Below are 12,721 nucleotides of genomic sequence, written 5' to 3'. Positions count from 1 at the left end.
GATAGCCTTATGATAGATAATATCCTAAAAATAGAATCATCGGGTTTGCAGGATAATGAGTTATTAAAGAAAATAATGGAGAGTTATGCTAACGCTAGATAAAATAAAAGAGGAAAGAGGGTCTATTAAAGAACATTTAAGAATAGTTCCTCAGGAACGCAACCAAATGAGCGTATCTGATAGAGAAATAAAAGGGTATGCGATTGTTTGGGATAGCATTAATGATTATCGGGAAATGGTAAAAAGAGGTGCTACACTCAAATCTTTGAATGCAAGGGGTGTAGGGTCTAATGCCGGCAACAAGATACAATTACTTCTTCAACACGACAGGACGAAAATTCTTGGAGAGATTATCGAATTAAGAGAAGATGATCACGGGCTATTCTTTAGAGCTTCAATCAATGAAGGTATTGCATATTGTGAAGAAGCTTTAACCCTTGTAAAACGAGGGTTGTTAGCTCAAATGTCTTATGGGTTCGGGTATATCATGACTGATGAAGCTATGCGATACGATGAAGAACGAGATGCCCTTATTCTGAATGAAATTGTATTGTATGAAATATCTCTGGTGACATTTTCGAGCGATCCAAAGGCTCAATTAAGGAGTTCTTATGCTGCTAGTCAGGCTCAGATGATTTTGTCTCAATTCACACCAGACCAAATAAGATCGATTATAGATGCACTCTCACCGCTGGCAACCGCTGACGAAGCTACCCCGCAACAAAGAAGTGCAACTGATTCAATAATAAGTAAATTTTAAAAGATGGTAACAAAAGAAGATTTTATCAAAAAGATCGAAGAAAGAGCTTCTGGAGAATTTACTGATAAGGATAAAAACTTTGTCGGGGGAATTTATGAAGCATGTCGGTCTATGTTTGAGGGTAACGGCTCTCAAGTAAAGAAAGAGGACATCGACACTGCAATACGCGATGCTATGTCCGGATCAGATACCAAGATTGAAGGACTTGAAACTTCAATCCGTGAAATGCTGCAAGATATTGCACAAGTTAAAACCACTCAGCTAGGAAATGGCAATAATGAATTGTCTATTCGGTCTCAGTATGAGAAATTATCATCTTCTGATGAATTCAAGAGAAATGTCAGAGAAGGTAAAAACTTTTCGATAGAGCTTCGGGCGGCAACAACAATAACCACAGCTAATGCAGCCAATGCAAAGCACCTGCTAAGATATGAAGTTATACCGGGAATTCAAGAAGCTCCAAGAGAAGATAATGCCATTTTACCTGTAGTAATGAAAGGCGGGACTAATTCTCGAACTATATATTGGGTGAATAGGGTAAATAAAGAAGGAGGATCAGCATTTATCGCCGAAGGAACCCTAAAACCTTTGATGGATTGGGAGTACAACGAAGAATCAAGTGAGGCAAAAAAGATTGCTGTTCGTACTAAAGTTTCTACCGAAATGTTATTCGACAATCCATACATGGAATCAGAGATTAGAATGCTTATGCAGCGTGATCTGATGGATGTGACCAATGAAAAGCTGTTAACAGGACTTGGTAATGCAACTGAGATCAAAGGAATAACAGTAGGTGCAGCCGGATATACAGGGACAGGATTAGATGGAACAATCATCCAGGCTAATAATGTAGATGCTATTCGTGCCGGTATTTTGCAGCTTAGACTTCTTAATTATCGCCCTGACGTTTTATTGATCAATCCAACAGAAGCCGCTAGCCTTGATCTCCTGAAGACAGAAACAGGGCATTATATCCGTATCGAAGTAGAAGGAATATTGAGAATGGTTCGTATTATAGAAACTGCTAATATTCCTATTGGAAAACTTCTTCTTCTTGATAGTGCAAGATGGTTTGTCCGTGTTTACGAGCAATTACGTCTTGAGTTTGGATGGGAAAATGATGACTTCTCAAAGAACTTAGTTACAGTCATTGCGGAAATGCGTTTGCATAGCTGGCAGAATTCAATTGACGCAGGATCTGTTCTATATGATGATTTCGCAACTATTAAGGCTGCATTACAAGTAACATCCGGAGGTGGAGAATAATAAATAAATAGATTATGGCATCAGAAATTAAAGGACAAGTAGTTAAGTTGGGTAACAGGGTTAAAGTTACCGGAACGGGAAAAGACTCGGTAAACTTTCCTAAAGGTTCAGTTCGGGAGGTTGAATCAATCCTTGCCGATAAATTATCCGATAGAAAGATTGTAACTATAAATAAATAATATGGTATTGCTTGACGCAACATATTTCAAAGGAAACCTAAGCCTTCCGAACATATCGTACAACGATAGGGAAGGCTTAGGAAAACTCCTGCAAACTGTTGGAGAAAACAATCTAAACTATTTTATAGAGAAGTATGAACCTGAATGCTTAAAGTTGATATTAGGATCTGCTTTTTATGAATCTTTTATTAATGGATTGAATGAAGACCCCATCGCTGATAAGTGGATCTTATTGCGAGACGCTTTATTCAGGAAAGAGGATAAATATAGTTTTTCTCCTGTGGCTAACTATGTATATTTCAAAGTTAAAAAGGATTCAAGAACAAAGACTACCGCAAGCGGAGAGAAACTTGAAGATTCTTCCTTCACTAAAAACGTAAGTGATGAATATAAGTTAGTTGATGTTTGGAATGAGATGTGTTCTCAAGTGAGAGACTTCTGGAAGAACTTTTTGAAAGACAACTATTCAGATTATGAGGAGTATCTAAAGGATTTTGAGCCTTGTGGCTTTGGTTATATTAATGGCTTTGGGATATGATATTATCAGTAAACAAAATAATAGGATCGGCAGTATATCGAACAAGAGAAATACTCAATAAAGATCAGTCTTTTATCGATGGATTGTCTAAGTATAATTATACTGATGTGAACTTTGCGAATGATTGCTTATTTGATGATAAGTTTCATTTATGGTATTATCCGGGTACTCCCGAAGAAATATCAACTATCCTAAATCAGTTAAACAAGATTACTGAAGGTCAAAAGCTGAAATTCCCTGCAATATTCAATTACAATACGTTTAAGCAGACAAAGACGGATAAAGGTACTATCGTGTCTCTTAATCTGGCTATTGTTGCCCGTACTTTCACTGAATGGACAACCGGAGAACGAGACAATAAAGTATTTGATACTGTTTTGCGTCCGGTCTATGAAGCCTTAGTCAAGAGTTTAAAGCGTCCGTACATCCGTTGGGCTGATGGTTTTATCAATCCAAATCATGACTATTACGAGGTTTTTACAACCGGACAGAATAAAGAGGTCGTAGAGAATCGATATACGGATCATTTAGATGCAATAGAACTTCATAATTTAAGGTTAGTCATTTCTGAAAGTGATTGCGAAAGATATAAAGAAGAAATAGAACGGGAGCACAATCTCGTTCTGGAAGATTTAAATAATTTAATTCAATAATACGATGGCAATAATTGGAACAGTACAAAGTACATGCGCCGAAGAAGGACAAGTCTTTTCCGGTGTTGAAAAGTGCTCAAAGAAAGAGGGGTATACCATTGGTATGTTCGTGACTGATGATAAAGCTCGGTTTCCGGCAGATAGAGAGTTATTTCTTGCAGAATTAGAAGCGAATATAAACTCAGGGAAGTTAATCCCATTGAAAAGCTTTATCGAGAATACAGGAAACGGAGGAGATGTCGCTACAAACGAAATTGGATTTGCAGGTCCTGTGCCCTCGGGATATAATGCCTACAATGAGACATATCGTTTCGAGACAGGAGCAGGGGAATGCTTGTATAAATCTCTCCAAGCTCTAAATCAACAGAAGAAGAGAGTTATCCGTATCGATAAAGACGGATATGTTTTCGGAACTCTTATTCAGGAGGGTGAAACGGTTTCGCTTGCGGGATTCTCTGCCTATTTAGTTATAAGTAGAACAAAAGCTACTTCAAATACGGATATCTATAATCTCGGAGTAATCGCTTATTACGGCGTAAACTACAAGACAGTAGAAGAACCAAATCTTCACGCTTTCGAATTAGGCGAAATACCAGATGGTATCGTAGGTGTATATCTTGAAAAAGGATCAACTGCCGGACTCGCTAAGGTAGTTTCTTCTTGTGGAGGGACAGATTACACCTCGGAGTATGGAACTGAATTTGCGGATGAAACTTTATTTGTGAATGCTTCTGGGGCTAATCCTGAATCAGTAGAATATAATGCGGTTACAGGAACTCTCTTATTTACGCCGACAGGATCATATCGTATACTTGGGGCCACACAGTTGGCAGCTAAGAATATTATAGGATTGGGAGGGATTAATAAATTCACATCATTAGCATGAAATTAACGTATTCGAATGGCACAGTTAGTATATCCGATGATTTTGTAAAGTCCTTTAAGGGAGATAGGGATAAATTCCTTAAATGGGCTGCCGAAAAGCATCAGAATGTACCGGAAAGTTTGTTAAGCGATGCCTTCGATACGGTTAGTCCTCCGAAGGTAAAGAAAGAAAAGAAGGGGGAGCAATAACAGCTCCCTTTTTTAATTGAATAGTATGGGAACAGTAAAGCAAATACGGGATAGATACGGTGATGCTCTTAAAGGTATATCTGAGGTTGTCAGTAAAACCGCTAACGACAATAAAGATGTTTTGCTGTCGCTGAATCGGGATCAGATGCTATTAGGACGCAATAACGCCGGAGATACATTTACTCCGGGATATCTCAATGATCCGTATTTCAAAACTCAGGCAAAAGCGCAAGCTTATAAGAAAATGAAGATCGGTCTGGAGAAACAGCATTCAGGTCGTATGCGATTTTCTAATGTTCAGCTTTACCCGAACAAGGATAGTGATACTCCTAACCTGATAGTCACCGGACCTTTCCAAGATTCGATGTATATAACTCTATCATCGGGTGAATATACTTTAGGATCTACTTACGTCGATGCTTCGGATATAAACGCAAAATATAATAATGCTGTCTTCGGATTGGCTCCCAGATCAAAAGAGTACTTCTATAAATATTGGATACATCCGGCTATAGTGAAATACCTCAAAGAAAAGACAAGAAAACCATGAGTTGTCCTTGTATAAAACGAAAAACAGAAAGCCATAATCAAAAAGTTCGATTAATGGCCATGACAGAATCAAAAGCGGATCAAACAAATTATATAATCTATGAACTTGAAGGAATTATATACTACGATAAAGTATCGTGCTGGCAGAAAGACGGAAGCCAAGGAGAAGCCAAAGAAATCATATCATATCTATGATAGATGCGAAATATGCCCTTTGTCTGTCTATGTTGATGTTATTGAAAATGGAAATCTAAAGGCATTAATTATAAAAGGAAGAGTACCTCAAGAAGAATTGGTACTTGCCCGTACTATGCTGACTATTGAATTCTCGGAGTTATCCGGCAGTTCGCATCTCCAATCAACTATAAATGTCATCCGTCAGATGTATTTACGAAGATCACAAATAGAAGGCTTAAGAATGGCTGCTATACTTATAGACGGAGGGCTGAATGATCAGGCAATGGAGTACTTGAAACCTTATCACATAAAATTAAATAACCCCCTTGATCCGTTAGAAATAGAGAGAGTAATTAAACAGATCGAAGGTAAGATTAAAGGCAAGATCGTCTCATTGCAGGAATTACAGAAGAGATATGATGCTTTAACCGCTAAAACCGATACCGAAAAACCGAAATCAGGTTATTATACTGAAATGCTGACTGTATTAAGTAAATATGTCGGGTTTCATCTATCTAAAGACAAATTAACTGTATCTGAATTTGCTTTATACATGAAGCAATTCAATCAAGAGATGGAACGCTTAAGTAATAAATGATATGGCAAACAACAATAGCGAAAGAATAGATGATCTGGTAGCACCGGAGGCACTAAAACAATTGACTGATTTAGATGACGCATTAGAAAAGTCTTACCAAAGCATGGAGAAACTCTTGAAACCCACTCAGGATGTAGAGAAAGCTTTGTCTAAAGCGGCAATGACATATAAGGATTTGATAGATACTATTGCGAAATATGAATCTATCAGCAGAAGAGTGACTACAAATCAGACTCAAGCTAATCAAACCCAAAGACAAATTATCCAATTACAGGAAAGGATAACTAATGCTTATAGTCAGGAATCATTAGAACTTGAACGAATGCGTCAGGTTATGCTCCAAATAACCCGGACTCGAAGAAACTTAATCCAAGCTGAGCAATCTCAAAGCGGATCATTAGTTCAATTAAGAGCAAATCTTAATTTACTTATTCAGTCTTATGATGCGATGAATGAGAAAACCCGAAATTCTCCATTGGGACAGAGCATGCTTCAAGATATCCAAGAATTGAATAATCAGTTGTTGCAATTGGAAGCTACAACCGGACGAAATCAGAGAAACATTGGTAATTACGCAAGTGGTTGGAATGGATTAAATGTCTCGATACAACAGATAGCACGTGAAATTCCTGCAATGGCTGTTTCTATGAATACATTTTTTATTGCCATATCGAATAATATACCGATGTTGGTCGATGAAATTAACCGATTAAGAGCTGTTAATCTTCAATTAGCCGCAGATGGACAGCAAACAATATCCATTGGAAGACAGATATTAAAGTCTATATTCTCATGGAATATGCTTATAACTGTGGCCGTTACACTGCTTACACTATTTGGGGGAAAACTAGTTAAGTGGGTTGGTGAACTATTCAAGTCGAATGAGGCAATACAGCAAAATATTCAATCTTTATCTGAGTTAAGATCTGCGTATTACAAAGGTATTCAAGATGCCCAAAAAGAAATTGTATCAATGAAGCTCCTATATAAAGCAACTCAAGATACGACTCTGAGCATACAAGATCGAAAGAAAGCGGTTGACCAACTTCAAAAACAATATCCTGCATACTTTGGGAAGTTAAAGGATGAAACAATTCTAGCAGGACAAGCAAGCGGTGCTTATATAAATTTGGCTAATGCGATTATTGCTTATGCTAAAGCTCAGGCATACGAAGATAAGGTTGTCGATTATCAAAAGCAAATTGTTAATCTGGAAGAAAGAAGAGAGCAGATTACTCAGCAACGTACTAAAGCAGTATATGAACTTAACGAAGCGGAAGCTAAGGCAGCTAAAGCCGCGAATGTTAGATCCGGTTCACCCACGCCCGGAGTTGGTTCTATGAATGCTAATAGAAATGTAGATATCGCTCGGCAAAACCTTGCTATTGTAGATTCTACTATTGAAGCGATAAACCAAAGAATAGATCAACTAGGCCAAAAGAGTGAAGATATGTCATCCAAAATAAATTTCGGTGATTTATTGAATGATCCATCAAATCCTTTGCCGAAAGCGGACAATAGTGCGTCTAAACAACTTGACGATGAACTAAAAGCAATTCAAGACCTGCAAGAGTTGAGAATAAAAGTTGTTACTGATGCAAATAAACGATTGTCCGATGATGATAAAATGTCCTACGAACAGAGATTAGGGTATCTGAACGATTATATTTCTTCTGCGAAAGAAGGTATAGATGAACAGGCAAAAAATCAAATATCGAATCTAAAGAAGTCCGAAATGACTGAAAAGGCTTATACTGCATCAGTGACATTGATTAACGAAAAAGCTTCGGAAGAGAGGATAAAAATAGATCAGGAATCAGCTAAAATTAGAGAATCTATCCAAAAGGACTATGCCGAAAGGATTATTAAAGATACACAAGATCGTATTACCAATGTTTCTCAGATTATAGAACGTGCCGAAAATGCAGAAATGCAGAATCTGGCTTCTGCTTATAAACGAGGAGAACTGACAACTAAGCAATACGAAGATAAGAGGATAGAGACGACAAGGCGTGCTGCAATGGATCGGATGGATGCTGAAATATCATCATTAGAAGAACTATTGAACAGAACAGGTATAACTGAAGATCAGAAGTTGCAAATATCAAAACAGCTGGCAGATGCCCGATTGGACTTTGAAAAATATGTCAATGAAGCAATAATATCTGATGAAGAAAAAGCGGCTGAAAAAAGATTGCAAATAGAACAGCAGCTATCAGATAAGAGAAAAGAATTATTGCAAGCATCTATGGAATTGATATCAGCTCTATTTTCCGCTCAAACTGAAAGCCAGTTAGCGGCACTGGATAAACAATCGGAAGCCAACGATGATTATTTCAGTGAACAGGAGGATAAAATAGAGCGGTTAGCAGATGCCGGAGCGATATCCGATGAACAAGCCGAAGCCAGAAAAGAAGCTTTAGCCCAACAGCAAAAAGAACGAGAGTTGGCTTTGGAGCAACAAAAGAAGGAAATAAACCAAAGGCAGGCTAAATTCGAAAAGGCTCAGGCGATAGCTAAGATTGCAATTGATACAGCTGTCGCTATTATGGCAGCATGGAAGAATCCTTTTTCGGCACCTGCCCTTATACCTACTATTATTGCTTCGGGGGCTATTCAGATTGCGACTGTTTTAGCTACTCCTATTCCCGAATATGCAAAAGGTACTGATGATCACAAAGGGGGATTAGCTGTTGTCGGTGATGGTGGACGATCTGAGCTTGTTATCACACCCGATAATAAGATGTATAAAACACCGTCACGAAGTACGCTCGTTGATCTTCCTGCCGGATCTCAGGTTATGCCCGACTTTAACAAGGCTATTCTGGCAATGTCGATGCAGCAACTTATAACACCTATACTTGATAATAAAACCATTGTTATCGCTGAAAACGAAAGGCAAATAGAGCTTGCAGCTCAGAATAATAAGCTACTATCGAATATGGGAGGTCAGATAGTAAGGGCAATAAGAAATACAAATAGAAACAACTCATTAATCAGATACTAATATGAATAGTATAGAGCAATTGCGATCTGATCTGATCAGAAAAGAACTCAATTACACAAGTAAGGTCGGACGTTTCTTTCATAGGTTAGTAAATGGTAAACTACAATCACCATTTACGACACCGCCTATGCTTAGATATACATTAAGCGATCCCGATAAGATAGACGGTTATGTCAGTGTTATGTACACCGGGAGATATTCTACGATTGTAGACGGTCATCAAGTTACAATAATTGATCCTGATTGGGATACTTATATGGTAGAACTTGGAAACATAGCATTGCCTATGGCTCGTAATTTCATTGCCAAGCTGTGCATGTTCGGTAATGCGTATATGACATACCATCGGGATAGTTATCAGCTTTTGGGATATTATAAAGCTCCTGATGAATATACCGCCGAAAACCCATTGCGAGAATATTGGGGTGTTTTGCCCGAAAAAACCAATTATATACTGATCCCTGTTTATAAGCCGGCTTTACTCGATAATATCAAAAACATTACATTATCGGTTATTGATTTCTTAGAATGGGATATAACGGACTTTATCCACTCTGATACTGAGTTATTGATCAAAGAAACACGGGTTGATACATCAGGAGTAACCAAAGAGGGTACTAACCACTTGAAATTAGTAGGAATAGCCAAAACATTCGTTGAAGAAGTATTCAAAATGAGCGGATTTCGTTCCCGTATGCAGTATAATGTATATAAACGTAAGCCTGTGGGGCGTGAATATGAGTTGATCAAGACCGAAAGAATGGACTTCCAATCTATTGTTATAACACAAACTACGGCAGAAGTACAAGGTCGTGATATGGAATTAACGGAACTTCTGAAATCCAACGGAAAGACAAAGTATGATATTCCCGTATCGGAACTTAGAGACGGTTATAAATGGTTATACAATCGTGTGACTATGGAAAATAGAGGTAATTATGAAATACCTGTAGGCAAAGATTACTCTTTTAATACATCTGTAAAACCATTTGCTCAGCCTTATATTTCCCTCGTATCGTCAGAAATGACTCCGGGTACTGCTGAACACGACATGAAAAGTCAGGAATCCGGAGATCCTAGCAGTGATAAGTTTTTCTTTGAGGCAGATGATATTGTTAATATATCACTAAATATGGATTTTATTATCAGAAGAAATAATTATGGAACTTCCACTGATTATTCGGGAAAAGTAATATTGATAAAGAATAATGATACCGATAATCCTCTAAAAGAATACATGTTTGTATACAAAGGGCAAGAGGATGAGTCACAGGAAAATGGAGGAACAGAGCCGATAGAAGTTTTCGAAGCTATTGTCAAAGAAACAGTGAGTATACCTCTAGTCAAGGGCGATAAGTTATCAATCTGTGTCAGGACTCCGCTAGGATATTATGACTCAATATTTACTTCTGAGTTCAACGAACTAAAGATAGTTTACACATCAAAAGGTTCTCCTATCACTATGGATGTTATTACTCCTGATAAATTAGCGAACTCTCTATTGAAGAAAATAACGAATGCCGGGAATAAATATCAATGTGAGTTCGATTGGGGCGACTTGGAGTATAAACCGATGTTTTGTGCCGCTGAGACTATTCGAGGGTTCAGTTCTGCTAATTTCCATGGATCAATGTCTGATTTCATGGAATGGATGAAAGTTATGGGTTATGAATATGTAGTAGAGGACTATCAGGTAAGATTTGCTCCTAGAGATTCTTTTTATCAGCCTGAAACGACAACTTTAGATTTAGGGCGTTATTTGGTAGACTGGCAGATAGAGGGAATTGATGATTTTGCTTATACTTCCGTTCAGGTTGGTTACGACAAACAAGATTATGAATCGGCAAACGGACGTTTTGAAATGAATGGTACATTCGAATACAGTACAGAGTATAGTAGTGCTGTTGAGAACCCTCTTAAACTTATATCCCCGTATCGGGCTGATGCTATCGGCATAGAATTATTATGTTGGGAACGAAAATCAACAAATACAGATACTTCTTCAGATAATGATGTGTTTGTTATCGCTATGACTGAGAATGAGAATAATTATACGGTGTATGAGGGGTTAGTGTATAGCCCTATTGATGCCTATAATAAGGATAAAATAAATCTATTTAATGCTATACTTAATCCTGCATATTTGGTTAAGCGTAACGAGAGCCTGATAGGAATAACGGCTCCTAAATTGAGGTATGCTAGTACAACAAATAATAGAAGCGTTAAAGTGTTTGATCCAAATGACGAAAATAACCCAACAAATATATTTTCAGATATAGATATAACGAAAAAGTTATTCGAAGGATATTTGTATAAGTTCTCTACTGCTTATCTATTGAATCTACCTAACAGTTATAATTGGAATGGTTTAGTCCGATTTTCGGTTGACGGAGTAGTTATGAAAGGATATATCCGGTCTATTGTGAAAGATTACTTTAGACAATCCGCTACTGATTGGGAACTATATGCTTACATCGAATAGGCAAAGGGAGCATTGCTCCCTTTTTTCTTAATTAACTATAGTGTATTCTGTATTGTCTCGGGTGAACTCAAAACCAAAGGATATAGTATTCTCGTCTTTTATTGAAAACAATGTCCCCGACTGATTACCTTCGTAATTTTCTAACCATATGTAGTTCTCTTTAACCCAATAACTGCCTATAGAACCGGGCAGATCAGCCAATTTGATTTTTGTTCCCCCAACTACTTCATATTTTCGATAAGATTTGTCAGCCCCGAATATATAAACGTAAAAGTGTCCTGCAGTCTTAAAATTATTCCACTGTCCAACTAAAAACGCTTCTTTCTGAGCATCAGTTAGACCTTCTTCTTTTTTATCGTCATCATCGCTAGAGCATGCGATAAACAAAGGAAATAATAGTAGTATAGTTAGTAGTTGTTTCATTGTTAGTTTTTTTCTTTTAACGATATAGATATGTTCGCTATAACTGTGAGAAAGAAGTACAACCCGATAGACGAAACTAATGTTCCCAGCGTAATAGCAAGCCCAGTCGGATTAAATATATATTCCACGAGATATTTTGTTTGCGGTAAGTCAATAAAAATAGATGTAAACCCTAGTATCCCGCTTATGATAATTCCTACAATTAAAATAATAACAGCAATGACTTTTAACCCTTTCTCATCTTGGATGTTGATATTCTTTTTTGTTTCCATAATATAGTTTGCTTTAGTTTATTTCTTTATAATAATTTATATACCTAATATTTTCGTCTCCTATTCCGATAATGACCTTCTACATAAGATCCGTCTTTTCGATAATGCCCTTTTACGTATCCACCACCTCCTGATCGAAATCCTTTCCTTCGAGTTGGCACGGCTATTTTTAGTATCGCCACGAGTATAATTAAGATAATAATAAATACTATCATGTTAGTCAATTGTATTATTCAGTTTTATCACCTCTATTATCTTTTAAAATATCGGAGATTGAATTGATTTTATAGGTATTTCGTTTGGGTGTATATCTATATACAGTGGTTGTGCGAGGGCAATATATCCCGAGTGTTATAATAGATAATAAGCCGTCTGTAAAAGTGTTCTGGGATTTAATCATATAATTCTTATTATTCTTGGTATATCTCGCAATGTTTTCTGCATTACTCGCATTATATAGCCCCCAGAACAAAATATTGTCTTTGTATTTTCCTATTTCATAATCAGAAGAATACTCGTCAGCATTACCATGTAATGTCTTTGTAGTATAGCATGATGTTAGAGATAGTGTAAATATAAGGACGAAAAGAAGGTTTGACTTTCTCATATTAATAGTTTGCTTTGTTTGTTCCGCAAACTTAACAATTCCTTTCTTATTTTCCCTTAATATCCGTTAAAAGTTTCTCCTATTAAATAACTAATATGTTGGTAACTGATCTATTTATTTAGAATGAATCTAAATA

General features: G+C 37.0%; 15 protein-coding genes. 11 read left to right on the top strand and 4 right to left on the bottom strand.

Translation table 11 applies throughout. From position 1 onward, the window contains the following. Window positions 1-85: 85 nt before the first annotated feature. From K322_RS0113090 to K322_RS0113035, 11 genes are all read left to right on the top strand, one after another. A complete protein-coding gene (locus K322_RS0113090) occupies window positions 86-760 on the top strand; it encodes an HK97 family phage prohead protease (RefSeq protein WP_026627292.1) in 675 nt (224 codons plus the stop codon). A 3-nt stretch (window positions 761-763) separates the two neighbouring features. Then, window positions 764-2,026, top strand: coding sequence for a phage major capsid protein (locus K322_RS0113085; RefSeq protein WP_026627291.1), 1,263 nt, complete (start codon window positions 764-766; stop codon window positions 2,024-2,026). Window positions 2,027-2,040: 14 nt separating this feature from the next. Beyond that, window positions 2,041-2,205, top strand: a complete 165-nt coding sequence (locus tag K322_RS20875) for a hypothetical protein (protein ID WP_157279458.1) — start codon at window positions 2,041-2,043, stop codon at window positions 2,203-2,205. 1 nt (window position 2,206) lies between these two features. Continuing rightward, entirely contained in the window at window positions 2,207-2,743 is a 537-nt protein-coding gene (locus K322_RS0113075; RefSeq protein ID WP_026627290.1) for a hypothetical protein, read from the top strand. Beyond that, window positions 2,740-3,396: a hypothetical protein gene (locus K322_RS0113070; RefSeq protein ID WP_026627289.1), complete on the top strand. Its 657-nt coding sequence runs from the start codon at window positions 2,740-2,742 to the stop codon at window positions 3,394-3,396. Before K322_RS0113075 ends, K322_RS0113070 begins: the two co-directional genes overlap by 4 nt. A 4-nt stretch (window positions 3,397-3,400) precedes the next feature. After that, on the top strand, window positions 3,401-4,282 hold the full coding sequence (locus K322_RS0113065) for a hypothetical protein (RefSeq protein WP_026627288.1): 882 nt from the start codon (window positions 3,401-3,403) through the stop codon (window positions 4,280-4,282). After that, window positions 4,279-4,470 carry a hypothetical protein gene (locus tag K322_RS0113060; protein ID WP_026627287.1) on the top strand — a complete coding sequence of 64 codons (192 nt, stop codon included), beginning with the start codon at window positions 4,279-4,281 and terminating at the stop codon, window positions 4,468-4,470. The genes K322_RS0113065 and K322_RS0113060 overlap by 4 nt, the downstream gene beginning before the upstream one ends. A 25-nt stretch (window positions 4,471-4,495) precedes the next feature. After that, window positions 4,496-5,020: a hypothetical protein gene (locus K322_RS0113055; protein ID WP_026627286.1), complete on the top strand. Its 525-nt coding sequence runs from the start codon at window positions 4,496-4,498 to the stop codon at window positions 5,018-5,020. Window positions 5,021-5,119: 99 nt separating this feature from the next. Further along, window positions 5,120-5,794 (top strand): hypothetical protein, encoded by a 675-nt coding sequence (locus tag K322_RS0113045; protein ID WP_157279455.1) that lies wholly within the window; start codon window positions 5,120-5,122, stop codon window positions 5,792-5,794. Between the two features lies 1 nt (window position 5,795). After that, window positions 5,796-8,801, top strand: a complete 3,006-nt coding sequence (locus K322_RS0113040; RefSeq protein ID WP_026627283.1) for a coiled-coil domain-containing protein — start codon at window positions 5,796-5,798, stop codon at window positions 8,799-8,801. Window position 8,802: 1 nt separating this feature from the next. Further along, window positions 8,803-11,283, top strand: coding sequence for a hypothetical protein (locus K322_RS0113035; protein ID WP_035332089.1), 2,481 nt, complete (start codon window positions 8,803-8,805; stop codon window positions 11,281-11,283). A 27-nt stretch (window positions 11,284-11,310) separates the two neighbouring features. On the opposite strand, the gene K322_RS0113030 is transcribed toward K322_RS0113035, so the two are convergent. The 4 genes from K322_RS0113030 to K322_RS19405 are packed head-to-tail and all read right to left on the bottom strand — an operon-like array spanning window position 11,311 to window position 12,585. Then, on the bottom strand, window positions 11,311-11,706 hold the full coding sequence (locus K322_RS0113030) for a hypothetical protein (RefSeq protein WP_026627281.1): 396 nt from the start codon (window positions 11,704-11,706) through the stop codon (window positions 11,311-11,313). A gap of 2 nt (window positions 11,707-11,708) precedes the next feature. Beyond that, entirely contained in the window at window positions 11,709-11,978 is a 270-nt protein-coding gene (locus tag K322_RS0113025; RefSeq protein ID WP_026627280.1) for a hypothetical protein, read from the bottom strand. A 44-nt stretch (window positions 11,979-12,022) separates the two neighbouring features. After that, complete coding sequence (locus K322_RS20870; protein ID WP_157279452.1) at window positions 12,023-12,193, bottom strand: hypothetical protein; 171 nt, start codon at window positions 12,191-12,193, stop codon at window positions 12,023-12,025. A gap of 14 nt (window positions 12,194-12,207) precedes the next feature. After that, window positions 12,208-12,585, bottom strand: coding sequence for a Bor/Iss family lipoprotein (locus K322_RS19405; RefSeq protein WP_035332087.1), 378 nt, complete (start codon window positions 12,583-12,585; stop codon window positions 12,208-12,210). Window positions 12,586-12,721: the final 136 nt, after the last annotated feature.

The organism is Indolivaga capnocytophagoides DSM 22835 (assembly GCF_000426485.1).
Lineage (GTDB): Bacteria > Bacteroidota > Bacteroidia > Bacteroidales > Dysgonomonadaceae > Dysgonomonas_A > Dysgonomonas_A capnocytophagoides.
The sequence above is the reverse complement of the archived record's forward strand: the minus strand, read 5'-3'. Positions and strand labels throughout refer to the sequence as shown.